Origin of the sequence: Arthrobacter stackebrandtii, assembly GCF_017876675.1 — a bacterium.
Classification (GTDB): domain Bacteria; phylum Actinomycetota; class Actinomycetes; order Actinomycetales; family Micrococcaceae; genus Specibacter; species Specibacter stackebrandtii.
This window is the reverse complement of record NZ_JAGIOI010000001.1, coordinates 2,135,191-2,160,329: the sequence shown is the minus strand read 5'-3', so window position 1 is coordinate 2,160,329 and position 25,139 is coordinate 2,135,191. Positions and strand designations below refer to the sequence as shown.

Genomic DNA, 25,139 nt, shown 5'->3' with positions numbered 1-25,139 from the left:
GATTGCTGGTTAACTGGTTGCCATGCCTCCATTACGTTCACGCACAGTCACCCACGGCCGCAACATGGCCGGCGCCCGCGCCCTCATGATGGCCTCCGGCGTTGCCAAGTCCGACATCGGCAAGCCGATCGTTGCCGTCGCCAACTCCTTCACCGAGTTCGTCCCGGGCCACACGCACCTTGCCCCCGTGGGCCGGATCGTCTCCGACGCCATCCACGAGGCCGGCGCGATCGCCCGCGAATTCAACACGATCGCCGTGGATGACGGCATTGCCATGGGCCACGGCGGCATGCTCTACTCGCTGCCCTCCCGCGACCTAATCGCCGACTCCGTGGAGTACATGGTCAACGCGCACTGTGCCGACGTGCTGGTCTGCATCTCCAACTGCGACAAGATCACACCGGGCATGCTCATGGCCGCACTGCGCCTGAACATCCCCACCGTGTTTGTCTCCGGCGGCCCCATGGAAGCCGGCCGGGTCACCCTGACCGACGGTTCCATCCGCTCGCTGGACCTGGTCAACGCCATTTCCGACGCCGTTGACTCCTCCGTTTCCGACGAGGACATCCAGCTCATCGAGGAAAACGCCTGCCCCACCTGCGGCTCCTGCTCCGGCATGTTCACCGCCAACTCCATGAACTGCCTGACTGAGGCGATTGGCCTCTCGCTGCCCGGCAACGGTTCGCTGCTGGCAACCCACACCGCACGCAAGGCGCTGTACGAGCGCGCCGGCGCCACCGCCGTCGAGATCGCCAAGCGCTACTACGAGGACGACGACGCCTCCGTGCTGCCGCGCAACATCGCCAGCTTCGAGGCGTTCGACAACGCCATGGCCCTGGACATCGCCATGGGCGGCTCCACCAACACGATCCTGCACCTGCTCGCCGCAGCGCAGGAGGCCGGGCTGAAGTACGACCTAGACGACATTGACGCGAAGTCGCGCCTGGTGCCGTGCCTGGCCAAGGTTGCCCCAAACGTGGCAGGCGACAAGACGTATTACATGGAGGATGTGCACCGCGCCGGCGGCATCCCGGCCCTGCTGGGCGAACTGAACCGCGGCGGGCTGCTGCACACCAACGTCAACTCCATCCACTCCGACAACCTGACGGACTGGCTGGACGACTGGGACATCCGCGGCGGCAAGGCCACTCCGGAGGCAGAGGCACTGTGGACCGCAGCCCCGGGCGGCCAGCGTTCCTCCACCGCATTCTCGCAGTCGGCCGAGTGGACCTCCCTCGACACCGACGCCGCGGGCGGCTGCCTGCGCGACGTTGAGCACGCCTTCTCCAAGGACGGCGGCCTGGCCGTGCTGCGCGGCAACATCGCGCTCGACGGCGCCGTGGTCAAGACCGCCGGCGTGGACGAGTCCATCTGGACGTTCGAAGGCCCGGCAGTGGTCTGCGAATCCCAGGACGAGGCCGTGGAAAAGATCCTCTCCAAGGTGGTCAAGGCCGGCGACGTCGTCGTCATCCGCTACGAAGGCCCCCGCGGCGGCCCCGGCATGCAGGAAATGCTCTACCCCACGTCCTTCCTCAAGGGCCTGAAGCTGGGCAAGGTCTGCGCGTTGATCACGGACGGGCGCTTCTCCGGCGGCACCTCCGGCCTGTCGATCGGCCATGTCTCCCCCGAGGCTGCGGCCGGCGGCACCATCGCCCTCGTCCAGGACGGCGACCTCATCCGCATCGACATCCCCAACCGCTCGCTCGAGCTGCTGGTGGACCCGGTTGAGCTGGACGAGCGCCGCGACCGCCTCGAGGCGACCACCGGCTACCAGCCCGTGGGCCGCGAGCGCGAGGTGTCCGCCGCCCTGCGCGCGTACGGCTCCATGGCCACAAGCGCCGACAAGGGCGCCGTCCGCCACATCCCCGAGGACGTCGTGCTGATGAAGGCCCCGCGCCCGGAGGTTTCCGCAGTCTAGCCACCCGCTGCCCCTCCGTTCCCCTCCGCGACGGCGGCAGGGAGCGGACGCAGTGCTGAAAAGTCCGACGGCGTTCGGCCCACCTGAGGTGGGCCGAACGCCGTCGGACTTTAGGAGCCGGATTGGCTACCTACGCCACCCGCGTCCCCTTGGGCAGCCTGCCGGCCGGGGTCCGCAGCGCCCGCCAGCCAAGGGCCAGGATTCCTGCCGCGACCAGCAATTGCAGGCCCAGTCCCAGTGGCCACAGCGGCATGTTCTGCTCGAGGTGCACCGTCGCCACCTTGCCATTGGCGCAGGGATACGTTGCCTCTGGCCCGGCCTGCGCATAACGTGCACCCTGGCTCATGGTTTCGAACACACCCGTCGGGTAATAGTCACGGCCGTCGTCGGGCCGGTCAGGGTAGGGGATGGCGTCGGCCACCACCACGAACGGGTTCATGGCCAGCATCCACGCAACCCGCTCCGACCGCGGCGATGGCTGTTCCACCAGCGGGCCAAAACAGGCGTACTCGGCATTTTCATCTGTGATGTTCTTGGGCGCGGGTGGTGCCGGATACATCTCCTCGCCACTGCCTTCCACCTCGGGGTCCAGCTCCCCCTGGTACATCTCCATGCCCTTGTAGTAGGTCTGGTTGGCCTGCACCGTGCCGTTGCTCAGCATCATGCCCAAGCCAAAGGCAATCAGCGTGCCAAAGGCCAGCGCCGCCACCGTCAAATATGTCACCACAATGGAGAACAGCGGCCGGTAGGCCAAGGCGGAAATGCCGACTCCCAGGGCACACACCACGCCGAGTTCAATGGCGAGCATGAGCAGGGCAACCAGAATGTAGCCGACACCCAGCCCGCCTTGGGCGATGCCGAAAACCAGGAACGGCACGCTCACCACAAGGAAGGCGAGCGCGGCAATCCATGACGCCAGAAACTTCCCCCACAGGAGCTGCCCGGGCCGCAGCAGGGTCACCTGCATGATGGCCAGGGTTCCGGCGGAGCGGTCGCCGCTGATGGCGTTGGCCGAGAATGCCGGGGCAACAAGCAACCCAAAGAGCAGCACAAACGCCAAAACGGCTTCAAAGATCAACGGGCCCGGGCCAACCCTGCCAAACCCGGGGTCAAAGTTGTAACTGTACTGCGCCTTCCAGCTGATCCAGGTCAGGGCAGTCACCAGCCAGATCAGCCCAAACCAAATGGCCAGCATGATGTACCAGCCGCGGGAGCGCAGCCGCTGGCGCAGTTCCATGCCAACCACCGCCGCCACGCCGGATGTGTAGCGGCCCAGCCTGCCCGGGCCCGGCGCGGGGGCGGAAGCCTGTGGCGCCGGAGGATTCTGGAATGTTGTCATGGCTGTTCCACCTTCATGTTCATGTAGGTCTCTTCCAAAGCGCCGACGGCCGGGGCAAAGGACGAAATGTCCACGCCCGCCCCCACGAGGTCGCGCAGCAGCGCCGCCGCCTGTTCCTCACGCTCCACAGCCACCGTGACGGAGGTCCGGCGGCCCTTGCCGGCCTCAAAAGGCACTCCCAGCCCGGTCAGGGCGGCGGCCAGGGAGGCCGGGTCGAGCGCCGCAATGGCGTAGCTGCGGCCCTGCCCGGTTGCCTGCTCCACGGATTGGGCCAGGACCGTGCGGCCCTGGTTGACGAACACCGCGCCGTCGGCAATTTCATCGAGTTCCGCCAGCACGTGCGAGGAAACCACCACCACCCTGCCCTCTGCGGCCAGCCGCCTCAGGATGCTGCGCAGAGCCACCCTCGATCCCGGGTCCAGCCCCGACGCCGGCTCGTCCAGGAGCAGCACGTCCGGATCGTGGATCAGTGCACGGGCCAGGCTCAGACGCTGCTGCTGCCCCCTAGACAGGACACGCGCCTTCTGGTCGGCCAGCGGGGCGAGGTTGACCAGCTCCAGCAGCGCCTCCACCCGGCCCGCAACCTTGGCCTTCGGCAGGTGGTAGAACTTGGCCATGGTGGTGAGGATTTCCCGGGCCGTCAGCGCCTCCCAGACACCCAGGGTGTCGGGCATCCAGCCAATTCTGGCCCGCGCCGCTGCGGGATCCTTGACCGGGTCGATTCCCATGACGCTGATGCTGCCCTTGTCCGGGGCCAGCAGTGAGGCCAGCATGAGCAGCAGCGTGGTCTTCCCCGCGCCGTTGGGCCCGATCAGCGCCGTGACCTGCCCGGACGGCGCCTGCAGGTCCATATTTACGACGGCGTGCACCGGGCCAAAGCTGCGGGCCAGCCCGGTGGCGCTCAGCCCGCGGAAGGCCTGCGCAGGCGGGGATTTCAGCAGCTGAGGTTCAGGCGGCCGGGAACCGGACGGCTGCTGGGCATCCGGATCAGGCGGCAGTGGCTGGTTCTCGGTCATCGTTACCTCCCTGTGGGGCGCAGTCGCCTCTCGTGAGCCCAGCCTATGGCGGAGGAGGCACCCAAGGCATCATCCCGCCGTCGGACATTGAAAGTGTTATCCGAAAGCATTGGAAGTGTTACCTGAATGAATCGGCGGCGTCATGGACCAGCATGTGGACACTTCAATTCCATGTTCCGGAGGCGCGGGGCTAAACTGAAGAAGACTGCCTTCCGCGCTGATGATGCCGCTACGGCCCCGCGTGCGGCGCGGCGTGAACGGCAGAAATTTTCTTATCCCCGAGCGTTGCGTTAGGTAAGTCAATGAGTGTGCACCCATGAGCCTGATTGTCCAAAAGTACGGCGGATCCTCCGTGTCCGACGCCGCAGGCATTCTGCGTGTTGCCCGCCGGATTGTCAGCACCCAGGCGGCCGGGCATGAAGTGGTCGTGGTTGTTTCAGCCATGGGCGACACCACCGACGAACTGCTGGACCTGGCGGCCCAGGTGTCCGAGCATCCCCCGGCACGCGAGCTGGACATGCTCATGACTGCCGGCGAACGCATTTCCATGGCGCTGCTGGCCATGGCCATCAGCGCGCAGGGCGGGGTGGCGCAGTCCTTCACCGGCAGCCAGGCCGGCATGATCACCGACGGCATCCACGGCAAGGCCCGCATCATCGATGTTGACCCGCACCGCGTCCGGACCGCCCTGGACAAGGGCAAGGTGGCCATCGTGGCCGGCTTCCAGGGCATGAGCCGCCAGACGCACGAGATCACCACCATGGGCCGCGGCGGCTCCGACACCACCGCTGTTGCGTTGGCCGCCGCCCTGGACGCGGACGTCTGCGAAATCTACACCGACGTCGACGGCGTCTACACCGCCGACCCGCGCGTGGTCCCCTCGGCGCAGAAGATCGACAAGATCTCCAGCGAGGAAATGCTGGAAATGGCCGCATCCGGAGCCAAGATCCTGCACCTGCGCTGCGTGGAATACGCCCGGCGTTTTGGGCTGCCCATCCATGTGCGGTCATCTTTCAGCGACAATGAGGGAACCTGGGTGCTGCCCAGCCCCGACGACAAAATCAAAATCTCAGAGGGAGTTGCCTTGGAGCAGCCAATCATCTCCGGCGTGGCCCACGACCGGTCCGAAGGCAAAGTCACCGTTGTTGGCGTGCCGGACATCCCCGGCAAGGCCGCCATGATCTTCGGCATCATCGCCGGGGCGCACAGCAACATCGACATGATCGTGCAGAACATCTCCACGAAGGGAAGCGGCAAAACCGACATCTCCTTCACCCTGCCCATGGTCGAGGGCGAGGACGCGCTGGCGGCCCTGCGCGCCCGGCAGGACGAGGTCGGCTTTGAAGACCTGGTGTATGACGACAAGATCGGCAAGCTGTCCCTGATCGGCGCCGGGATGCGCTCCAACCCGGGCGTTTCCTACCGCTTCTTCAAGGCCCTGTCCGACGCCGGCGTGAACATCGACTTGATCTCCACCTCCGAGATCCGCATCTCCGTGGTCACGCGCGCTGACCTGCTGGACACGGCCGTGCGTGCGGTCCACCAGGTGTTCGGGCTTGACGGCGAAGCCGAAGCAACCGTGTATGGCGGCACCGGCCGCTGATCCCCACCACACGAAAAAGAACTGACCCGCAGGATTCTGCGGGTCAGTTTTTTTGTTCTCTAGCCGGCCGGCTGTCCATCCTTGCGGACAGCGTAATGGTGGCCTGCTGAATCTGTGTGCTCTTCAAAGTGCGACAGCTGCTCGTCGCTGCTGTTTTCAAATTCATCATGGCGATGCACCACGGGGGAATCCATGTCACCTTGGTCGGCGGGGCCGAAGACCTTCTGAAACTTATCAGTGGCATGCATCATCTTGGTCACGAACTTTTCACCGCTCGTCATCATCAACACCCCCTCTCCACAGGAGAACCATGTGTGCGAGACACATCCAGTTTACGCCTGAAAGTTGGCAAAGGCACGGGAATCCGCGGCCTAGGAGGAGGGTGCAGGAGTCTATCGCAGGGACTGGTCGTTGGGGTCCCTGGGCACCAGGTACGTGCTTCCGTCGGCACGCGTCACAGTGACAAACTGCACCGAGGCGGCCTGCTGGGAGGCGAGGAGCGCCTTGTTTTCAGGCGTCATTTCATGGTCCAGCGGGCTGCTGCTCGCGGGCCCCAGGATGTAGCGCAGCCGTCCGGTCAGACGCATGAGCCGCTGGGCTGGGTTCATCTTCGGCATGGTGGCAGTCCTCGTGGGGCGGGGGTGGAAACCACCCGGGTGATCATGGCAATGACATCCATAGTACCCTGTTAGTTAGTGCACTAACCAATTCAAGGAAAGGGTGATGGTGGACACCGCAGAGAACGACCTCCTGCTCGAACGCCAGCTTTGCTTTGGCCTGAGCGTCGCCTCGCGCAGCGTCATTGCCGCCTACAAGCCGGTATTGAAGGAACTGGCGCTGACGCACCCGCAGTACCTTGTCATGCTGGCCCTGTGGGAGGAGGCGCCGCGACGCGTGAAGGACATCGGCGGCGCCCTGCTGCTTGAATCCGCCACGCTCTCGCCCCTGCTCAAACGCCTGGAAGCCCTCGGCTACATCACGCGCACCCGGGACACCGCCGACGAGCGCGCCCTCGCCGTGGACCTGACCCCCGACGGCGCGGCCCTGCGCGAAAAGGCACTCGCCGTCCCCGGCACCATGATGGCCCGGCTCGGACTGGACCGCGACGGCGCCATGGCCCTGCACCGGAGCATGATGGACCTCATCGATGCCGCAACCCACGCCGATGACCGACAATTGAAGGCATGATCCCCGCCCTCCAAGCCCTGGCACAGGATGCGTGGCAGGCACAGGCTGCAGCGCACCATGCCAGGGTCGACCGCTACGCAGCCCCCTACCTGGCCCGCCGCTCCGCCAACCAGAAGCACCCCGTCGAGGACTTCCTCTTCACCTATTACACCCAAAAGCCCGGCCAGCTCTCCCGCTGGCACCCGGGTGCCGGTGTGGTTTTGACCGGCCCCGCCGCCACCGAGCGCCTGGGCTGGAAGTTCTACAGGGAAGCTTCCGACGGCGAACGCGAGGCGAGCGGGGCACCCAGCCAGGGTCCCGCCGTCGTGCTTGATATGGAAAAGTTCAGCTCCGGACGCAAGGAGGCGCTGGACTTCGCCGCGATCATCCTGGGCCGCACGGCGGCGCGGCCGGCGAACTTTGGCTGCTTTGGGCTGCACGAATGGGCCATGGTCTACAAGCAGGAAGCCAACGAGGTGCGGCACGAGTACCTGGAACTGCGGCTGGGATCGACGGACACGGACCGGGTGGTGGAGGAGAACCGGATCCGCTGCACGCACTTTGACGCGTACCGCTTCTACACCCCGCAGGCCTCTGGCCTGAATGAACTGGCGCCGACGCGGGAGAACCAGCGCGACATGGAGCAGCCGGGCTGCCTGCACGCGAACATGGACCTGTACAAGTGGGCCTACAAGCTCTCGCCGGCGCTGCCCAGTGAACTGGTAATGGACTGCTTTGAGCTGTCGTGGCGGGTCCGGGCCATGGACATGCAGGCCTCGCCGTACGACCTCGCGGCGTGGGGGTATCCGCCGATTGCGATTGAGACAGCAGCCGGGAAGGCCGACTACGTTGCGGCGCAGCGCGGGTTTGCCGCCGAGGCGGCGGTGCTGCGCGGGCGCCTGGCCTCGGCGGTGGCGGCCATCACCGCCCCCTGACTTTTACGCCACCAGCACCCACAACACCCCTCCCCCTCCAACGCGGCATCAGATAAGTCACTGTTTTCACGAACGCTGCATCACCCAGTGATGCAGCGTTCGCATTATGGGGCGCTTATGTGATGCGGCGTTGACCGGGGCTGCCGGATGGACCTAGTCTAGTTCCACCCATCAATAATTTAGTTTCACATAACGAGAATTGAGGCCACCCATGTCGACCCCGCTCACCATTGGCCAGCCCGCGCCCGGATTCAGTCTTCCCGACGCCGGCGGAAACACGGTGTCTCTCGGCGACTTTGCCGGGCGCCAGGTCATTGTCTACTTCTACCCAAAGGCTGCAACCCCCGGCTGCACCACGGAGGCCTGCGATTTCCGTGACAGCCTCGAAGCCCTGCAGGCCGCCGGCGTGGACGTCGTGGGCATTTCCACCGACGGACCTGAGGCCCTGCGGGAATTTGCCAAGGACTTCGAGCTGAACTTCCCACTGCTCTCCGACGCCGACCACCAGGCAGCGGAAGCGTGGGGAGCCTGGGGCGAGAAGGTAGTGAACGGCAACACCGTCACCGGCACGCTTCGCTCCACCATGCTGGTCAATGCCGACGGCACCATTGGCCGCGCGGAATACAATGTCAGCGCCGATGGCCACGTGGCGCGCCTGCGCGCAGAACTGGGCTTCTAACCCTCCACGAGCCTCACTCGAACCCCAAACTCAACGGCGCTTCGGCGCGGCATCCACCGAAGGCCGCGCCGAGGCGCCGCTGCGCGCCCGGGGCGGCAGCCGGAGTGGCGGGATTGGCCATTGCCCACCGCGCCCGCACCTGACGCCGGCACCGGAATCCCGGACCCCTGTTGACAATCGAAATGTGATGCGGTTCACTATTCATACGCTGAAATAACAGTTCCACGATGCGAAATCCATTTTTCACTTCGCATAGCCTACGCCGTGGATGCCAGCAGACAAATCGCAAGGACCTACTTGCCATGCTGTTGAAAGTATTCAACGAATCACCGGAAGCCGCACTTGCGGCAGAACTGCGCCCCTGCATCGACATCGACCGCTGGGTTCATGAAATCATCCAAGCCAGGCCGTACGCCTCCGCCGAACACATCCTCGAGCGGGCCCGGACGGCGGCAGATCCCTTCACCGCTGAAGAAGTCGCCGCCGCCATGGCCCACCATCCGAGGATCGGCGAGCGCGCTGCCGGATCGGGAGAGGAGGCCGCGCTGTCCCGGAAGGAACAGCGCGCCATCGACCCGGCCGACGAAACCACGGCAGCCGCCCTGGCCCGCGGCAATGCGGCCTACGAGGCCAAGTTCGGGCGGGTGTTCCTGATCCGCGCCGCAGGGCGTCCGCCGGCCGAGATTCTCGCCGCCCTGGACGCCCGGCTGCACCATTCCCCCGCAGAGGAGGACCTCGTCGTCGCCGAACAGCTGCGTGAGATCGCCCTCCTGAGACTCCAAGGAGTGCTTGACCCATGAGAATCTCCCACATCACCACCCACGTCCTGGACACCGCCCTGGGCCGGCCCGCCGCGGGAGTCCCCGTGGAGCTGCACGCCCGCAACGGGCAGGACTGGTCGCTGCTGGCAAGCGGCACCACGGACGCCGACGGCCGGGTCAACGACCTGGGCCCCAAGGAAGTGGCCGGCGGGAACTACCGCCTACGCTTCGACACTGCGGCCTACTTTGCCGCGACCTCCACGGAAGCCTTCTTCCCGGAAATCACACTCACCTTCACTGTTGCGGACGGCCAGGGCCACTACCACGTGCCCGTACTGCTGAGCCCGTTCGCCTTTTCAACGTATCGCGGGAGCTAGCCATGAACCAGAACAACATCATCCTGGGCGCCAACCAGTTCGGCAAGGCGGAAGTGCGCCTCGTCAAGATCACCAGGGACACGGCGCGCCACGCCATCGAGGACCTCAACGTCACTTCGCAGCTGCGCGGGGACTTTCTCGACGCCCACCTCCTCGGCGACAACGCACATGTTGTCCCCACGGACACCCAGAAGAACACCGTCTACGCGCTGGCCCGGGAGGGGGTGGGTTCCCCTGAGGAGTTCCTGCTCCGCCTCGGCGAGCACTTCACCACCGAGTTCAGCTGGGTCGACGGCGGGCGCTGGGCCGCGGAGCAGTACGGCTGGGACCGCATCCAGGCGCACGGCCAGCCGCACGACCACGCGTTTGTCCGCAACGGCCAGGAGGTGCGCACCGCCGTCGTGGTCAAGGACGGGCCCGCCACCCAGCTCATCGCCGGGCTGCACAGCCTGACCGTCCTGAAGTCCACGGGATCCGGTTTTGAGGGCTTCCCGGTGGACAAGTACACCACGCTGGCGCCCACCGACGACCGGATCATGTCCACCGACGTCGCCGCCCGCTGGCGCTACAACCCCGCAGCCGTCGAGGGCCTGGACTTCAACAAGGCGTACGACGACGTCAAGGCGCTCCTGCTGGAAGGTTTCACCGAGAACTACTCCACAGCCCTGCAGCAGACCATGTTCAACATGGGCAGGAAGGTGCTGGAGGCCCACCCGGAGATTGACGAGATCAAGTTCTCCATGCCCAACAAGCACCACTTCGTCGTTGACCTGGCGCCGTTCGGCCTGGACAACCCCAACGAGGTGTTCTTCGCCGCGGACCGCCCCTACGGCCTGATCGAGGCTGCGGTGCTGCGTGAAAACGCGTCCGACGCCGGTCGCGCCTGGGAGGGCATCGCCGGCTTCTGCTGAGCCGCGGCACCGCAACGAAACCCGCCGCGGCGGGCCGGTGCGGGCACACCAGCAGCAAGGCAGGCGGGGGCGGCAACCCCCGCCTGCCGACAGTGCCAACTCCCAAAGCGGGTTGCCACTTATCAAGGGTAAGCAGACAAGGAGGTCCGCTATGACCAAGAGACCACTGGCAACGGCCACAGTTCCCACCAGGCCGGAAGATGAAAAGCTCGGAATCGGCGCAAGTTTCGCCTATGGATTCCAACACGTATTGACCATGTACGGCGGCATCGTCGCCGTCCCCCTCATTGTTGGCCAGGCCGCAGGGCTGTCCGGCCCCGACATTGGCATCCTCATTACAGCCGCCCTGTTCATGGGCGGGCTGGCCACCCTGCTGCAGACTTTGGGCCTGCCGTTCTTCGGCTCGCAGCTGCCGCTGGTCCAGGGCGTGTCCTTTGCCAGCGTCGCCACCATGGTGGCCATCGTTGGCGGCGGCGGCATCCAGGCGGTGTTTGGCGCCGTCATTGTCTCGGCCGCGTTCGGCCTGCTGATCGCGCCGCTGTTTTCCAAGATCGTGAAGTTCTTCCCGCCCGTTGTCACCGGCAGCGTCATCACCACCATCGGACTGACGCTCATGCCCGTGGCCGCGAACTGGTCCATGGGCGGGAACAAGAAGGCCGCCGACTACGGCAGCGTCTCGAACATCCTGCTCGCCGCCGGAACCCTGGCCGTCGTGCTGGTCCTGAGCAAGCTGGGCAGCGCCACCATCTCGCGCCTGTCCATCCTGCTGGCCATGGTCATCGGCACCATTGCAGCCGTGTTCATGGGCAAGGCCGATTTCTCCCAGGTGGGCGCGGGCGCCATCTTTGAACTGCCCATGCCGTTCCACCTGGGCCCGCCCACCTTCAACGCCGCCGCCATCATCTCCATGCTGATCGTGGTGCTGGTGATCCTGACGGAAACAACGGCGGACATCCTGGCCGTCGGTGAGATCGTCGGCACGAAGGTCGACTCCAAGCGCATCGCGGCCGGGCTCCGCGCCGACATGGCCTCCAGCCTGGTCTCCCCCGTCTTCGGCTCCTTCACCCAGAGCGCCTTCGCGCAAAACGTGGGACTGGTGGCCGTCACGGGCATCAAGAGCCGCTTCGTGGTCTCCGCCGGCGGCGTCATCCTGGTGGTCCTGGGCCTGCTGCCCATCCTGGGCCGCGTGGTCGCCTCGGTCCCGCTCTCCGTCCTCGGCGGTGCCGGGATCGTGCTGTTCGGCACGGTCGCCGCCAGCGGCATCCGCACCCTCGCCCAGGTGGACTACCGCAACAACATGAACCTGATCATCGTGGCCACGTCCATCGGTTTCGGCATGCTGCCCATCGCTGCACCCACGTTCTATGACCAGTTCCCCACGTGGGTTGGCACCATCTTCCACTCCGGCATCTCCTCCGCCGCCATCATGGCGATCCTGCTGAACCTGCTGTTCAACCACTTCAAGCGCGGCAACCCGGAGAACGCATCGGTGTTTGTCGCCGGCACGGACCGCCAGGTCACCGCGGAAATCCTCGCGTCACTGCAGGACGGCGACCGCTGCGAAAACGGCAGGCTCATCGCGGCCGACGGCACCGAGGTCCCCGTCACCGGCGAGATCCCGCTTGGCAATGCGCCCACGCATTAGCGGCTCCTTTCATTCCATGCACGACGGCGGTTGGCCCGCCTTCCCGAGGTGGGCCAACCGCCGTCGTGCATGGTTTTGGGGAAGCCCGCAGGCCTCAGCCGCGCCCCACAAACGGCATGCCGGCTGCGGTGATGGTGAGCTGGCCGATGGTGGCCGAGGCGGGCAGCCCCGCCATGAACAGGACGGTGCGGGCGGCCTCTTCCACGGGAAACGTGGGCTCGACGAGGAGTTCGCCGTTGGCCTGGAGGGCGCCGCGGGCAACATCCAGGGTGGACATGATGGAGGTGGCGGTGTTGCCGATGTCGATCTGCCCGCAGCTGATGCCGAAGGGGCGCCCGTCGAGCTCTATGGACTTGGTCAGGCCGGTGATGGCGTGTTTCGTGACGGTGTAGGCCGTGGACTTGGGGCGCGGGGAATGGGCGGAGATGGAGCCGTTGTTGATGATCCGGCCGCCCTGCGGCTGCTGGCTTTTCATGGTGCGCACGGCGGCTGCGGCACACAGCATGGCGCCGGTCAGGTTGACGGCCACGGTGGCGTTCCAGTCAGCGAGCGAGATTTCATCGACGGACTGGGCCGGGCCGAACATGCCGGCGTTGTTGAAGAGCACGTCGACCCGGCCAGAGCTTTCCACTGCGCGCCGGAAGAGCGCGTCGACGGCGGCCTCGTCCGTCACGTCGGTGGGCACGGCAACTGCGCCGGGGTGGCCGCCGGCGGTGGCCAGCAGCTCCGCGCCACGGCGGCCGGCCAGGACCACGCGCCAGCCTTCGGCCAGGGCGGACTGGGCCACGGCGCGGCCGATTCCGGATCCGGCTCCGGTCACCACCATGACCTTGCCGCTTGCTGGTACTTCACTCATTGCTTGCTCCTCACGGTTTCTTCCATTGTTGCGCCTTTGGGTGTGGCGGAGACGCCAAAGGGCGGGGCAGGCGGGGATGTCCCTGCCTGCCCCGCCCCGGGCGGCGTCAGCGCGCGATCAGCTCAGCGGCACCGGCCGGGACCGGCCAGCCCTTGAAGGCCTTGGGACGCGGCGGCGCAAAGGTGCGCACCTTGGACGTGGACAGGCCCAGCCCGACGAGCGATTCGGCAATGGCCACCGCCGCCGCAACGCCGTCGACCACGGGGACGCCGGTGCGCCGGCGGACCTGCTCATTCAGGCCCGCCATGCCGCCGCAGCCCAGGACGATGACCTCGGCCTTGTCGGCGGTGACGGCGAGTTCGGCCTCGCGGACAATGGCCTCAACGGCACGCTCCGGCTCCTCCTCGAGCTCCAGCACGGCCATGCCGCTGGCACGGACGGAGGCGCAGCGGTCGGTCAGCCCGGCCAGCTTGAGCCGGTCCTCGATCAGCGGCACGGCCCGGTCAAGGGTGGTGACCACCGAGTACTTGTGCCCCAGGAACATGGCCGTGCTGGCTGCCGCCTCGGTGATGTCCACGACGGGCACGTCCAGCAGTTCCTGCAGCCCCTCCCGGCCGTGTTCGCCGTAGCCGGCCTGGACGACGGCGTCGAACGGTTCGGGGTAGGACTGGACTGCGTCCATGACCGCGACGGCGGCCAGGTAGCTTTCGAAGTTGCCCTCACAGGATTCGGCGCCGAAGCGGGGCGTCAGCGCCACGATTTCAGTGCCTTCCGATGCCGCGGAACGGGCCTGGGCGGCAATGGATTCCGTCATGGATGCCGTGGTGTTCACATTGACTACAAGGATGCGCATGGTTGCCTTTCGTTGGGGTGGTGGTCAGTGGACGCTGTCGACGGCGATGGGCTCGCCCGACACCTCGCGGAAGCGTCCGTGGCGGTCCGCAACAAAGTAGTACGTCACCGCGGCAATGCCTGCGCCGAAGAACCAGGAGAAGGAGGAGACCTCGTGCAGCGCCGGGATGAAGGCGATCAGGATCGCCACCACGGAGGCCGGTACCAGGGACAGTGCCGCCCGCGGGTTCACGCCCCTCTTGTAGTAGTAATCCGCGCCTTCGGCGTTGGTGTACAGGTGGGGGACGTTGACCTTGCCGCGGCGGATGAGCCAGTAGTCGGCCATGATGACGCCGAACAGCGGGCCGAGGAGCGCGCCGAGCCCGCCGAGGAAGTACACAATGACCACGGGGTTGTTGTAGAGGTTCCAGGGCAGGATCACCAGGCCGATCAGGGCACTGACGAGGGCTGCCTTGCGGAAGTTCAGGTGGCGCGGGAACAGGTTGGTGAGCGCGTAGACAGGGGCCACAAAGTTGGCCATGAGGTTCACGGCGATCGTGAGGATCAGCAGCGCCAGGCAGGCGGCCACCAGGAAGAAGGTGTTGGGGATGGTCTGCACAATGTCCGACGGGCTTTCGATGATGGTGCCGTCGATCTTGAACTGGGCGCCGGAGATGACAACCACAATGGCGCCGAACACCAGCATGTTGATGGGGATGCCCCAGAAGTTGCCGCGCACAATCGACTTGGCGCTCTTGGCGGAGCGGGTAAAGTCGCAGAAGTTCAGGACAAAGGTGCCGTAGATGGCCACCCACAGCGCGCCGCCGGCGAAGATGGTGCGCCACATTTCACCGCCGTGCAGGCCGTTGTCCGTCTGCCAGGCGATGGATCCGCCGGCTTCGGTGAACATCCAGATGGCGATCGCCGCCATGGTGACAAGGATGATGGGACCGGCAAAGGCCTCGTACTTGCGGATCATGTCCATGCCGAAGCTGACGATCACCACCTGCACAATCCAAAGCGCGATGAATGTCAGCCAGCCCAGCGTGGACAGGCCCAGGATGTTGTTGTGGTCCAACGCCCCCAGGGACGGGACCAGGGCGGTCAGCATGACCCGCAGCACCACCGAGGCAAGGAAGGTCTGCACGCCAAACCAGACGATGGCCACCCCTCCCCTCAGCAGCGAGGCGATGTGCGCGCCCTTGATGCCGAAGCTGATGCGGCTCATGACGGGGAATGGAACGCCCGTGCGGAACCCCATGAACCCGGAGAAGTTGAGCAGGCCAAAGAGCAGGACCGCGCCGATGCCCAGGGCCAGCAGGATCTGCCAGCCGCCGAGGCCAAGGGCAAACAATCCGATGGCGAAGGCGTAGTTGCCCAGGCTGTGCACGTCGTTGGCCCAGAGGGTGAAGATGCTGTAGCTGGACCAGCGCCGGCCCTTCATCTTGGTCGGGGCGAGGTCCTGGTTGAAGAGGCTCGCACTGAGCGTGTAGCCCTCAGGGGTTTCAAAAGGCGGTTTCGACACCGTTGCCCCTGCAATTGGTTCAGACAAAGCGGTTCCTCTTCTTGGATCAGACAAGGCGGCCCGTCGTCCTTGGCGGGTGGCACCTGCCTCATCCGTGTGGATATTTTTTGTGGAAGTAGCGTCCATGATAGCTCCGCAACAAGTTGGTTTTTTCGTATGGTGGAAGAAAACTCTTGAAGAATGAAAACAAGTCTATGAGCCGGATCACATCAAGTCAAAGGTTTGGCCGTGAAAATGTGTCAATAGCCCAAAATTTGTCATCCGGCCACCCAACGAAGTACTCTCGGCATACAATATTTTGTTTCCATCTAGCGAAACTCGATGCAGCACTTTGTCTGGCCCGTCCACTCCGCGTTCGACGGCGAACGCATGGCCGGCGGCACCGAACGGCCCCCTTGGGGCTTTCTGGGCAAAACTGCGCCACCACGGGCCGACTCCACAGGGAGTGGCCGCTTCCCACGACGACGCCCCCGGGCGGCTTCGAACGCATCACGGAAAGAGGACAGATGTTACTGCGAGAGAACGACTCCCCCATCCTTGGCGGGCTGACCAGCCACCTGCCCGACCACGATCCCGAGGAAACCGCCGAATGGCTCGAAGCCCTCGACTCCCTCATCGAGGAGAAGGACACGAGCCGTGCCCAGTTCATTATGCGTAGCCTGCTTCAGCGGGCGGGTGCGCAGAGTGTTGGCGTGCCCATGGTCACGACGACTGATTATGTGAACACGATCCCTGCCGACCAGGAACCCGTGTTCCCCGGCAATGAAGAGATTGAGCGCAAGTACCGCGCTTGGTTGCGCTGGAACGCGGCTGTTTTGGTGCACCGCGCCCAGCGCCCCGACATTGGTGTTGGCGGACACATCTCCACCTACGCCGGTGCTGCGACACTGTATGAGGTGGGTTTCAACCATTTCTTCCGTGGCAAGAACCATGCCGGCGGCGGGGACCAGGTCTTCTTCCAGGGCCACGCATCCCCGGGCATGTACGCCCGCGCGTTCCTTGAAGGACGCCTGAGCGAGGAGGATTTGGACGGTTTCCGTCAGGAGAAGTCCCACGAGGGCCACGCCCTGTCTTCCTACCCGCACCCGCGCCTGATGCCGGAGTTCTGGGAATTCCCCACGGTCTCCATGGGTATCGGTCCCATGAACGCGATCTACCAGGCGCAGTCCAACCGGTACCTGCACAACCGCGGCATCAAGGACACCAGCAACCAGCATGTTTGGGCGTTCCTGGGTGACGGCGAAATGGACGAGCCCGAGTCCCGCGGCCTGCTCCAGCTTGCTGCCAACGACAAGCTGGACAACCTGACCTTTGTCATCAACTGCAACCTGCAGCGCCTGGACGGGCCGGTGCGCGGCAACGGCAAGATCGTCCAGGAACTGGAAGCATTCTTCCGCGGCGCCGGCTGGAATGTCATCAAGGTCCTTTGGGGCCGGGAGTGGGATGACCTGCTGGCCCGGGATGAAGACGGCTCACTCGTGGACGTCATGAACACCACCGTTGACGGGGACTACCAGACGTACAAGGCAGAGTCCGGCGGGTTCGTGCGGGAGCACTTCTTCGGCCAGACCCCGCAGACCAAGGAACTGGCAGCACACCTTTCCGACGACGAGGTCTGGAACCTCAAGCGCGGCGGGCACGACTACCACAAGGTCTACGCCGCCTACAAGGCCGCCACCGAGTTCAAGGGCAAGCCCACCGTGATCCTGGCCCACACCGTCAAGGGCTACGGGCTGGGCACTCACTTCGAGGCGCGCAACTCCACGCACCAGATGAAGAAGCTCACCTTGCAGGACCTCAAGGACTTCCGTACGCACCTGCGCCTGCCCATCTCTGATGAGGTCCTGGAAGCGGATCCGTACCGTCCCCCGTACTACCACCCCGGCATGGACACCCCGGAAATCCAGTACATGATGGCCCGCCGCAACGAACTCGGCGGTTTTGTGCCCGAACGCCGCTCCAAGCACACCGAGCTGGAACTCCCGGGAGAGAAGACCTACGAGGTCGCCAACCGCGGTTCCGGCAAGCAGCACGCCGCCACGACCATGGCCTTCGTGCGCCTGCTCAAGGACCTCATGCGCGATCCGAAGATCGGCAAGCGGATCGTGCCGATCATCCCGGATGAGGCACGCACCTTCGGCATCGACGCGTTCTTCCCGACCGCGAAGATCTACAACCCGAACGGGCAGAACTACCTCTCCGTGGACCGCGACCTGGTCCTGGCCTACAAGGAGTCCATCAGCGGGCAGATCGTGCACGCCGGCATCAACGAGGCCGGTTCAGTGGCCGCGTTCACCGCCGCCGGCACTTCCTACGCCACCCACGGGGAACCGTTGATCCCGATCTACGTGTTCTACTCCATGTTCGGCTTCCAACGCACCGGCGACTCCTTCTGGGCTGCCGGGGACCAGATGACCCGCGGATTCATCATCGGCGCCACCGCAGGACGGACCACCCTGACCGGTGAAGGCCTGCAGCACGCCGACGGGCACTCCCCGATCCTGGCCGCCACGAACCCGGCCGTGATCACCTACGACCCCGCCTACGGCTACGAAATCGGGGCGATCATGCACGCCGGCCTCGAGCGCATGTACGGCAAGGACTCAGTAGATCCCAACGTCATGTACTACATCACCGTGTACAACGAGCCGATCATCCAGCCCAAGGCACCGGACAACATCGACATCGAAGGCATCACCAAGGGCATCTACCACCTCAAGGCCGCACAGATCCAGGGACCGGCCACGCAGCTTCTGGCCTCCGGTGTCTCCGTGCCCTGGGCCCTGGAAGCACAGCAAATCCTCGCCGAGGAGTGGGGCGTTGCAGCAGATGTTTGGTCCGTGACCTCATGGTCCGAGCTGCGCCGCGACGGCCTCGCCGCCGAAGAAGACGCCTTCCTGCACCCCGAGAACGAGCCCCGGACCCCCTACATCACCGCCAAAATGGTCGGTGCCCAGGGACCCGTGGTCGCCGTGACCGACTACATGAAGGCCGTCCCGGACCAGGTACGCCAGTTCCTGCCCAACGACTTCGCCACCCTCGGCGCGGACGGCTTCGGCTTCTCCGACACCCGCGCAGCAGCACGGCGCTTCTTCAAGATCGACTCCCACTCAGTGGTCGTCCGCACCCTGCAAATGCTCGCCAAGCGCGGGGAAGTCCCCGCCGAAGCCCCCGCCCAGGCCGCCGCGAAATACGACCTGCTGAACGTCAACGCCGGCACCACCGGCAACGCAGGCGGCGACAGCTAACCCAACACACACCAAAGGCCCCACCCACGGGCCCGGCAACAACCACAGGAAAGGCCCCCAAACACACCGTTCGGGGGCCTTTCCCACGCACTCAAACAACCAACACCACCCCAGCGCTAGTTCCGGTTCAACTCCCCCGAAATCACCCTCGCCGCACGACGCAGTTCTGGAATGGCGCGGTCGGCAAAGGCGGAGTCCACGCGGGAGACGGGCCCGGAGACGGAAATGGCGGTGGGCGTCGGCGAATCGGGCACGGCCATGGCGAAGCAGCGAACGCCCAGCTCCTGTTCCTGTTCGTCAATGGAGTAGCCGCGCTCCCGGATGCGGGCAAGGTCGGCCAGCAGCTCGTCGATCGTGCCGAGGCTGTAGCTGGTGGGGCGGGGCATGCCCTGTCGGGCGATGATGCTGCGGACGGTGTCATCGTCCAGCTGGGCCAGGAGGGCCTTGCCCACGCCGGTGTCGTGCGTGTGGGCGCGGCGGCCAACCTCCGTGAACATGCGCATGGAGTGCGGGGACGGGACCTGTGCAATGTAAATGACCATGTCGTCGTCGAGGACCGCCATGTTGGCCGTCTCGCCAAGTTCGTCCACGAGCGTCTTCAGCTGTGGCTGGGCCAGTGCGCCGAGCTGCTTCGTGGCGCCTTCGCCGAGGCGGATCAGGCGCGGCCCCAGGGCGTAGCGGCGGCTGGGCAGCTGGCGGATGTACCCCAGCGTGACGAGCGTGCGCAGCAGCCGGTGGATGGTGGGCAGCGGCAGGTCGGTGGAGGCGGAGAGCTCACTGAGGGTGACGTTGCCGCCGGCATCCGTGATGAGCTCCAGCAGGTCAAAGACACGTTCCACGGACTGCACGCCGCCGCTTGCTTTTACCGCCATGGGTATCCACTCCTAGGTCCTGGTTGCCGCGGCAAGTTATCCGCATGGTGACACGTTAGTTTCAATTTACCAACTTACCCTACGGTAGGGCCGCTGCAACAAAGTTGCGCTCCGGGCTTGAATTTTCACTAGGTAGATAATAATATCCATAATACGAAAACAATCGTAACTGTCGACAGCCCTCCCACGGGCCCAAAAGAAGGAACTTCAATGGCGAATCCAAGTCCCGGCAACTCGATTACCCTGCGCGTCAGTGCCCCGTCCAACTTCACGGTCACCAGCGAGCTCGCGGCCGCAGTCGGCGCCGCCGGCGCTGCCGTCACCGCCCTGGACGTGACCGAATCCCGGCATGAGAGCATCGTCGTGGACATCACGGCCAACACCACCGACGACGCCCACGCACAACGCATCAAGGAGTCGCTGGACGCGCTCGACGGCGTCGAGGTGCTGCACGTGTCCGACCGAACCTTCCTCATGCACCTCGGCGGCAAACTGGAGGTCGTCCCCAAAGTTGCGCTGCGCAACCGTGACGACCTTTCGCGGGCCTACACCCCCGGCGTCGCACGCGTTTGCATGGCGATTGCCGAAGATCCCGAAGCCGCCCGCAACCTCACGGTCAAGCGCAACACCATTGCCGTGCTGACCGACGGCTCTGCCGTGCTGGGCCTGGGCAACATCGGCCCTGCCGCCGCGCTGCCGGTCATGGAGGGCAAGGCGGCGCTGTTCAAGCAGTTTGCCAACGTGGACGCCTGGCCGGTGTGCCTGGACACGCAGGACACTGAGGAAATCATCATGATTGCCAAGGCCATGGCACCCGTCTACGGCGGCATCAACCTTGAGGACATCGCCGCACCGCGGTGCTTTGAAATCGAGAAGCGCCTGCGCGACGAGCTGGACATCCCGGTCTTCCACGACGACCAGCACGGCACCGCGATCGTGACCCTCTCCGCACTGACGAACGCACTGAAGGTCGTGGAAAAGAAGATCGCGGATGTGAAGATCGTGGTTGCCGGTGTCGGCGCGGCCGGCAACGCCATCATCCAGCTGCTCATCGCCCAGGGCGCCACCAATGTCGTGGCCTGCGGCCGCAACGGCTCCATCCACCGCAATGAGGTCCACACGGACGAGCACCGCGCTTGGCTGGCCGAGAACACCAACCCGGACAACTTCGAGGGCACGCTCCACGAGGCCATGGCCGGGGCAGATGTATTCATCGGCGTCAGCGGCCCCAACGTCCTGGGCGAGGAACAGGTTGCCGCCATGGCGGAGAAGGCAATTGTGTTCGCCATGGCCAACCCCACACCGGAGGTGGACCCGGTCATCGCCGCCCGCCACGCCGCCGTGGTGGCCACCGGACGCAGCGACTTCCCGAACCAGATCAACAATGTGCTGGCGTTCCCAGGCTTCTTCCGCGGCCTGCTGGACGCGGGCGTGTCGGACATCACACCGAATATGCTGGTGGCAGCCGCCGAGGCCATCGCCAACGGGGTCTCCGACGAAGAACTGAATGCCAGCTACATCATCCCCAGCGTTTTCGACCCGCACGTGGCCGGCAACGTCGCCGCCGCCGTGGCTGCCGCCGCGGCCGGCACCATCACAGAGAGGAAGCAGTCTTGAGCAACCAGACCGTCACCGTTACGGACCTGAACCCCATTCCCCGCGCGGGCGAAATCCTCACCCCCGAGGCCCTGGACTTTGTGGCGGAGCTGAACGCGCGCTTCAACCCGGCCCGCAAGAACCTCCTGGCCGCCCGCACCGCCCGCCGCACCAAGGTGGCCGAAACCGGGAAGCTTGACTTCCTCCCCGAGACCGAAAGCGTGCGCAGCGGCGACTGGAAGGTCGCCCCCGCACCGGCCGCGCTGACGGACCGCCGCGTCGAGATGACAGGCCCCGCCTCCCCCGCCAAAATGGCGATCAACGCCCTCAACTCCGGCGCCAAGGTCTGGCTGGCCGACCTTGAGGACGCCAGCACCCCGCTCTGGGAAAACGTGGTCGACGCCGTCCTGAACCTCCGCGACGCCGCCCTCGGCACGCTGGAATACACCTCCCCGGAGGGCAAGGAGTACCGTCTCCGCACGGACGCCCCGCTCGCCGTGGTGGTGGCCCGCCCCCGCGGCTGGCACCTTGAGGAACGGCACATCCTGCTCGACGGCGAACCCACCTCGGGTGCGCTGGCCGACTTCGGACTGCACTTCTTCCACACCGCCAAGGCGCTCATCGCCAACGGCCAGGGGCCGTACTACTACCTCCCCAAGATGGAAAGCCACCTCGAGGCCCGCCTCTGGAACGACATCTTCGTCTTCGCCCAGGACTACCTCGGCATCCCGCAGGGCACCATCCGCGCCACCGTGCTGATCGAGACCATCCCGGCCGCGTTTGAAATGGATGAGATCCTTTACGAACTGCGCGACCACGCCTCCGGGCTGAACGCCGGCCGCTGGGACTACCTGTTCAGCATCATCAAGTACTTCCGCGACGCCGGTGCGGCCTTCACCCTGCCGGACCGCGCCCAGGTGGCCATGACGGCACCGTTCATGCGCGCCTACACCGAGCTGCTGGTCAAGACCTGCCACCACCGCGGCGCCTTCGCCATGGGCGGCATGGCCGCGGTCATCCCGAACCGCCGCGAACCCGAAGTCACGGCCGCCGCCTTTGACAAGGTCCGCGCCGACAAGACCCGCGAGGCCAACGACGGCTTCGACGGTTCCTGGGTGGCGCACCCCGACCTGGTGCCGATCTGCCAGGAGGTCTTTGACGCCGTCCTGGGAGACAAGCCCAACCAGCTGGACAAGCAGCGCCCGGACGTCACCGTCACCGCCGAACAGCTGCTGGACATCGCCTCGGCCGCGGGCAGCGCCACCGAGGCGGGCCTGCGCCTGAACCTCTACGTGGCCGTGGCCTACACCGCCGTCTGGATTTCAGGCAACGGCGCCGTGGCCATCCACAACCTCATGGAAGACGCGGCCACCGCGGAGATTTCCCGGTCCCAGGTTTGGCAGCAGATCCACAACCAGGTCACGCTCGCCGACACCGGAAACACCGTCACCCGCGAGCTCGTGACGCAGATTCTCGCCGAAGAGACGGAGCGGCTGCGCGGCGAGGTGGGCGAGGAAGCCTTCACCAAGCACTACGCACCCGCCAGCGGCCTCATCTCCGAGATCTGCCTGTCCGAGGACTACACGGACTTCCTGACCATCCCCGCCTACGAACTGGTGGGCTGACATGGCCGCGAAACTCTCCCTCTCCGCCGCCGACCTGGCGCACATCGACGCCGCCCTGGCACCCACAGATGAACTCCTGGCCCGCAACTACCCCGGCGACGACGGCAGCCGCCAGCCCGTCCACACCGTCTACGTCCCCGCCGACAAGTTCACGCCCACCCTGGCCGCTGACTGGGGCCGGGAAGCATTGGCCCTGGCAGAGGGGCGCGGCGGACTCGAACGCCTCGGCTCCCTGCTGGGCCAGGACGCGGAACTCGCCGCCGCCGTGGCGCCGCGCGTGGCAGCCAAGCTGGCCGCCGAGCCCATCGAGGACCTGCGCCTGGACTTTGAGGACGGCTTCGGCGACCGCGGCGACGAGGCCGAGGACGCCGCGGCGGTCACGGCCGCCCGGGCCGTGAACACCGCCGTCGGGCAGGGCACCGCCCCGCCCTTCATCGGCATCCGCTTCAAGTGCTTCGAGGCCGCCACCCGCAACCGCGGCATCCGCACCCTTGACCTGTTCGTTTCCACCCTGGTGGAGACCGGCGGGCTGCCGGACGGCCTCGTCCTGACCCTGCCCAAGGTCACCACGGTGGACCAGGTCCGCGCCATGGACTTCGCCGTCAACCGCCTCGAGCAGATCCACGGGCTGCCCGCCGGCCGGCTCCGCTTTGAGGTGCAGGTGGAAACCCCGCAGCTCATCCTGGCCCACGACGGCACCTCCCCCGTCGCCCGCCTGGCCCACGAAATCCCGGGGCGGATCAGCGGCCTGCACTACGGCACCTACGACTACAGCGCCTCCCTGGAAATCTCCGCCGGCTACCAGTCCATGGAGCACCCGGTGGCGGACTTCGCCAAGGAGGTCATGCAGCTCGCCGTGGCCGGCACGGGCATCCGCCTCTCCGACGGCTCCACCAACGTCATCCCCATGGGCGACGGCGTGGAGTCGGCCTGGGCGCTGCACGGCCGCCTGGTGCGCCGCTCCCTGGAGCGCGGCTACTACCAGGGCTGGGACATGCACGCAGCCCAGCTGCCCAGCCGCTTCAGCGCAGCCTATGCGTTCTACCGCGAGGGGCTGCCGGCGTCGGCCGAACGCCTGCGCAACTACGTGGAGCAGACCCCCGGGGCCGTCATGGACGAGCCCGCAACGGCCCGCGCACTGGCCAACTTCGTGCTGCGCGGCGTGGTCTGCGGCGCCGTCGGCGAAGACGAAGTTGCCGCCCTGACCGGCCTCACCATTTCCCGCCTGACCGCACTGGCACACCCGCGGCTGGCCCAAACCGTAACGAACTAGAAGGAGTCAAGGATGACTGGCAAGTACTACCACCCCAAGGGCGGCCTGCCGCCGCAGACCCACCTCACCACGGAACGGGCCATCGTCACGGAGGCCTACACGGTCATCCCCAAGGGCGTCATGACCGACATCGTCACGAGCACGCTTCCCGGGTTCACCAACACCCGCTCGTGGATCCTGGCCCGTCCCATCGCAGGCTTCTCCACCACGTTCTCCCAGCTGATCGTTGAGATCGGCCCGGGCGGCGGGGCGCCCGTCGCCGAGTTTGAGAAGGGCGTCGAGGGCGTCGTCTTCGTCACCAAGGGCAAGGTCAACCTGACCCTCGACGGCGAACTGCACGCACTCGAGGAGGGCGGCTACGCCTACCTTGCCGCCGGCGCAACGTGGGGCCTGGCAAACGTCTCGGATGACATCGTCTCCTTCCAGTGGATCCGCAAGGCCTACGAACGCCTCGAAGGCTACGAGGCGAAGTCCTTCGTGACCAGCGATGCCGAGGTGGAACCCACCGCCATGCCGGACACCAACGGCGCCTGGAAGACCACCCGCTTCACGGATTCCAGCGACCTCGCCCACGACATGCAGGTCAACATCGTCACCTTCCAGCCCGGCGGCGCCATTCCGTTCCCGGAAACCCACGTCATGGAGCACGGCCTGTATGTCCTTCAGGGCAAGGCCATGTACCTGCTCAACGACGACTGGGTGGAGGTGGAGGCCGGCGACTTCATGTGGCTGCGCGCCTTCTGCCCCCAGGCCTGCTATGCCGGCGGCCCCGGCGAGTTCCGCTACCTGCTCTACAAGGACATGAACCGCCAGATCCGCCTCACCTAGAGCACCCCGCCCCGCCCGCCGGCCCCGCCTCTCGCCACTACGACGGCGCAGGGCCGGCCGGGTGCCTCGCGTCCGCCCTGCGTTCACCTCCCGCCCAACGGCGTCGGGGCGGGCGCCGGCGGGCGCTTTCTTGT

General features: G+C 65.9%; 22 protein-coding genes. 14 read left to right on the top strand and 8 right to left on the bottom strand.

The features are described 5' to 3' along the window. Nucleotides 1–22: 22 nt before the first annotated feature. On the top strand, nucleotides 23–1,918 hold the full coding sequence (gene ilvD, locus JOF48_RS09145; RefSeq protein ID WP_209679888.1) for a dihydroxy-acid dehydratase: 1,896 nt from the start codon (nucleotides 23–25) through the stop codon (nucleotides 1,916–1,918). A gap of 130 nt (nucleotides 1,919–2,048) precedes the next feature. Here the strand turns inward: ilvD and JOF48_RS09140 are convergent, their stop codons facing one another. Together JOF48_RS09140 and JOF48_RS09135 are read right to left on the bottom strand one after the other, a co-directional pair. Beyond that, nucleotides 2,049–3,257, bottom strand: coding sequence for an ABC transporter permease (locus tag JOF48_RS09140; protein WP_209679885.1), 1,209 nt, complete (start codon nucleotides 3,255–3,257; stop codon nucleotides 2,049–2,051). After that, nucleotides 3,254–4,273 carry an ABC transporter ATP-binding protein gene (locus JOF48_RS09135; protein WP_209679882.1) on the bottom strand — a complete coding sequence of 340 codons (1,020 nt, stop codon included), beginning with the start codon at nucleotides 4,271–4,273 and terminating at the stop codon, nucleotides 3,254–3,256. The genes JOF48_RS09140 and JOF48_RS09135 overlap by 4 nt, the downstream gene beginning before the upstream one ends. A 316-nt stretch (nucleotides 4,274–4,589) precedes the next feature. Here JOF48_RS09135 and JOF48_RS09130 point away from each other — a divergent pair, with 316 nt between their 5' ends. Further along, a complete protein-coding gene (locus tag JOF48_RS09130) occupies nucleotides 4,590–5,876 on the top strand; it encodes an aspartate kinase (protein WP_209679879.1) in 1,287 nt (428 codons plus the stop codon). 59 nt (nucleotides 5,877–5,935) lie between these two features. On the opposite strand, the gene JOF48_RS09125 is transcribed toward JOF48_RS09130, so the two are convergent. Continuing rightward, nucleotides 5,936–6,160: a hypothetical protein gene (locus JOF48_RS09125; protein WP_425353711.1), complete on the bottom strand. Its 225-nt coding sequence runs from the start codon at nucleotides 6,158–6,160 to the stop codon at nucleotides 5,936–5,938. A gap of 108 nt (nucleotides 6,161–6,268) precedes the next feature. Further along, a complete protein-coding gene (locus JOF48_RS09120; RefSeq protein ID WP_209679876.1) occupies nucleotides 6,269–6,493 on the bottom strand; it encodes a hypothetical protein in 225 nt (74 codons plus the stop codon). 106 nt (nucleotides 6,494–6,599) lie between these two features. Here JOF48_RS09120 and JOF48_RS09115 point away from each other — a divergent pair, with 106 nt between their 5' ends. The 7 genes from JOF48_RS09115 to JOF48_RS09085 all read left to right on the top strand — a co-directional run bounded on the left by JOF48_RS09115 (nucleotide 6,600) and on the right by JOF48_RS09085 (nucleotide 12,351). Then, nucleotides 6,600–7,064 (top strand): MarR family winged helix-turn-helix transcriptional regulator, encoded by a 465-nt coding sequence (locus JOF48_RS09115; protein ID WP_209679873.1) that lies wholly within the window; start codon nucleotides 6,600–6,602, stop codon nucleotides 7,062–7,064. Continuing rightward, complete coding sequence (locus JOF48_RS09110; protein ID WP_209679870.1) at nucleotides 7,061–7,978, top strand: 3-methyladenine DNA glycosylase; 918 nt, start codon at nucleotides 7,061–7,063, stop codon at nucleotides 7,976–7,978. Before JOF48_RS09115 ends, JOF48_RS09110 begins: the two co-directional genes overlap by 4 nt. 211 nt (nucleotides 7,979–8,189) lie before the next feature. Then, entirely contained in the window at nucleotides 8,190–8,657 is a 468-nt protein-coding gene (bcp, locus tag JOF48_RS09105; protein WP_209679867.1) for a thioredoxin-dependent thiol peroxidase, read from the top strand. Nucleotides 8,658–8,959: 302 nt separating this feature from the next. Continuing rightward, nucleotides 8,960–9,457: a 2-oxo-4-hydroxy-4-carboxy-5-ureidoimidazoline decarboxylase gene (gene uraD / locus JOF48_RS09100; protein ID WP_209679865.1), complete on the top strand. Its 498-nt coding sequence runs from the start codon at nucleotides 8,960–8,962 to the stop codon at nucleotides 9,455–9,457. Beyond that, nucleotides 9,454–9,795, top strand: coding sequence for a hydroxyisourate hydrolase (gene uraH / locus JOF48_RS09095; RefSeq protein ID WP_209679863.1), 342 nt, complete (start codon nucleotides 9,454–9,456; stop codon nucleotides 9,793–9,795). The genes uraD and uraH overlap by 4 nt, the downstream gene beginning before the upstream one ends. A 2-nt stretch (nucleotides 9,796–9,797) precedes the next feature. Continuing rightward, nucleotides 9,798–10,706, top strand: a complete 909-nt coding sequence (gene pucL / locus JOF48_RS09090) for a factor-independent urate hydroxylase (protein WP_209679861.1) — start codon at nucleotides 9,798–9,800, stop codon at nucleotides 10,704–10,706. A gap of 151 nt (nucleotides 10,707–10,857) precedes the next feature. Next, on the top strand, nucleotides 10,858–12,351 hold the full coding sequence (locus JOF48_RS09085) for a nucleobase:cation symporter-2 family protein (protein ID WP_209679859.1): 1,494 nt from the start codon (nucleotides 10,858–10,860) through the stop codon (nucleotides 12,349–12,351). A gap of 94 nt (nucleotides 12,352–12,445) precedes the next feature. Here the strand turns inward: JOF48_RS09085 and JOF48_RS09080 are convergent, their stop codons facing one another. The 3 genes from JOF48_RS09080 to JOF48_RS09070 form a co-directional block, all read right to left on the bottom strand. Further along, a complete protein-coding gene (locus JOF48_RS09080) occupies nucleotides 12,446–13,207 on the bottom strand; it encodes an SDR family oxidoreductase (RefSeq protein ID WP_209679857.1) in 762 nt (253 codons plus the stop codon). Between the two features lie 106 nt (nucleotides 13,208–13,313). Beyond that, nucleotides 13,314–14,060: an aspartate/glutamate racemase family protein gene (locus JOF48_RS09075; RefSeq protein ID WP_209679855.1), complete on the bottom strand. Its 747-nt coding sequence runs from the start codon at nucleotides 14,058–14,060 to the stop codon at nucleotides 13,314–13,316. Between the two features lie 24 nt (nucleotides 14,061–14,084). Beyond that, nucleotides 14,085–15,563, bottom strand: coding sequence for an NCS1 family nucleobase:cation symporter-1 (locus JOF48_RS09070; RefSeq protein WP_342591331.1), 1,479 nt, complete (start codon nucleotides 15,561–15,563; stop codon nucleotides 14,085–14,087). 506 nt (nucleotides 15,564–16,069) lie between these two features. On the opposite strand from JOF48_RS09070, the gene aceE reads away from it, so the two are divergent. Further along, on the top strand, nucleotides 16,070–18,811 hold the full coding sequence (aceE, locus tag JOF48_RS09065; protein WP_209679852.1) for a pyruvate dehydrogenase (acetyl-transferring), homodimeric type: 2,742 nt from the start codon (nucleotides 16,070–16,072) through the stop codon (nucleotides 18,809–18,811). 116 nt (nucleotides 18,812–18,927) lie between these two features. Here aceE and JOF48_RS09060 read toward each other — a convergent pair whose 3' ends face one another. Beyond that, nucleotides 18,928–19,683, bottom strand: coding sequence for an IclR family transcriptional regulator (locus tag JOF48_RS09060; protein WP_209679849.1), 756 nt, complete (start codon nucleotides 19,681–19,683; stop codon nucleotides 18,928–18,930). Nucleotides 19,684–19,893: 210 nt separating this feature from the next. On the opposite strand from JOF48_RS09060, the gene JOF48_RS09055 reads away from it, so the two are divergent. The 4 genes from JOF48_RS09055 to JOF48_RS09040 are packed head-to-tail and all read left to right on the top strand — an operon-like array spanning nucleotide 19,894 to nucleotide 25,005. Further along, entirely contained in the window at nucleotides 19,894–21,300 is a 1,407-nt protein-coding gene (locus tag JOF48_RS09055) for an NAD-dependent malic enzyme (protein ID WP_209679846.1), read from the top strand. Further along, a complete protein-coding gene (gene aceB, locus JOF48_RS09050) occupies nucleotides 21,297–22,904 on the top strand; it encodes a malate synthase A (protein ID WP_209679842.1) in 1,608 nt (535 codons plus the stop codon). Before JOF48_RS09055 ends, aceB begins: the two co-directional genes overlap by 4 nt. A gap of 1 nt (nucleotide 22,905) precedes the next feature. Next, entirely contained in the window at nucleotides 22,906–24,177 is a 1,272-nt protein-coding gene (locus JOF48_RS09045; protein ID WP_209679839.1) for a DUF6986 family protein, read from the top strand. A gap of 12 nt (nucleotides 24,178–24,189) precedes the next feature. Beyond that, nucleotides 24,190–25,005 (top strand): bifunctional allantoicase/(S)-ureidoglycine aminohydrolase, encoded by an 816-nt coding sequence (locus JOF48_RS09040; RefSeq protein ID WP_209679837.1) that lies wholly within the window; start codon nucleotides 24,190–24,192, stop codon nucleotides 25,003–25,005. Nucleotides 25,006–25,139: the final 134 nt, after the last annotated feature.

Bases quoted from the DNA above. Each gene is read 5' to 3' on its own strand.
- ilvD (WP_209679888.1), top strand. From the start codon at position 23: ATGCCTCCATTACGTTCACGCACAGTCACCCACGGCCGCAACATGGCC.
- JOF48_RS09140 (WP_209679885.1), bottom strand. From the start codon at position 3,257: ATGACAACATTCCAGAATCCTCCGGCGCCACAGGCTTCCGCCCCCGCG.
- JOF48_RS09135 (WP_209679882.1), bottom strand. From the start codon at position 4,273: ATGACCGAGAACCAGCCACTGCCGCCTGATCCGGATGCCCAGCAGCCG.
- JOF48_RS09130 (WP_209679879.1), top strand. From the start codon at position 4,590: ATGAGCCTGATTGTCCAAAAGTACGGCGGATCCTCCGTGTCCGACGCC.
- JOF48_RS09125 (WP_425353711.1), bottom strand. From the start codon at position 6,160: ATGATGACGAGCGGTGAAAAGTTCGTGACCAAGATGATGCATGCCACT.
- JOF48_RS09120 (WP_209679876.1), bottom strand. From the start codon at position 6,493: ATGCCGAAGATGAACCCAGCCCAGCGGCTCATGCGTCTGACCGGACGG.
- JOF48_RS09115 (WP_209679873.1), top strand. From the start codon at position 6,600: ATGGTGGACACCGCAGAGAACGACCTCCTGCTCGAACGCCAGCTTTGC.
- JOF48_RS09110 (WP_209679870.1), top strand. From the start codon at position 7,061: ATGATCCCCGCCCTCCAAGCCCTGGCACAGGATGCGTGGCAGGCACAG.
- bcp (WP_209679867.1), top strand. From the start codon at position 8,190: ATGTCGACCCCGCTCACCATTGGCCAGCCCGCGCCCGGATTCAGTCTT.
- uraD (WP_209679865.1), top strand. From the start codon at position 8,960: ATGCTGTTGAAAGTATTCAACGAATCACCGGAAGCCGCACTTGCGGCA.
- uraH (WP_209679863.1), top strand. From the start codon at position 9,454: ATGAGAATCTCCCACATCACCACCCACGTCCTGGACACCGCCCTGGGC.
- pucL (WP_209679861.1), top strand. From the start codon at position 9,798: ATGAACCAGAACAACATCATCCTGGGCGCCAACCAGTTCGGCAAGGCG.
- JOF48_RS09085 (WP_209679859.1), top strand. From the start codon at position 10,858: ATGACCAAGAGACCACTGGCAACGGCCACAGTTCCCACCAGGCCGGAA.
- JOF48_RS09080 (WP_209679857.1), bottom strand. From the start codon at position 13,207: ATGAGTGAAGTACCAGCAAGCGGCAAGGTCATGGTGGTGACCGGAGCC.
- JOF48_RS09075 (WP_209679855.1), bottom strand. From the start codon at position 14,060: ATGCGCATCCTTGTAGTCAATGTGAACACCACGGCATCCATGACGGAA.
- aceE (WP_209679852.1), top strand. From the start codon at position 16,070: ATGTTACTGCGAGAGAACGACTCCCCCATCCTTGGCGGGCTGACCAGC.
- JOF48_RS09060 (WP_209679849.1), bottom strand. From the start codon at position 19,683: ATGGCGGTAAAAGCAAGCGGCGGCGTGCAGTCCGTGGAACGTGTCTTT.
- JOF48_RS09055 (WP_209679846.1), top strand. From the start codon at position 19,894: ATGGCGAATCCAAGTCCCGGCAACTCGATTACCCTGCGCGTCAGTGCC.
- JOF48_RS09045 (WP_209679839.1), top strand. From the start codon at position 22,906: ATGGCCGCGAAACTCTCCCTCTCCGCCGCCGACCTGGCGCACATCGAC.
- JOF48_RS09040 (WP_209679837.1), top strand. From the start codon at position 24,190: ATGACTGGCAAGTACTACCACCCCAAGGGCGGCCTGCCGCCGCAGACC.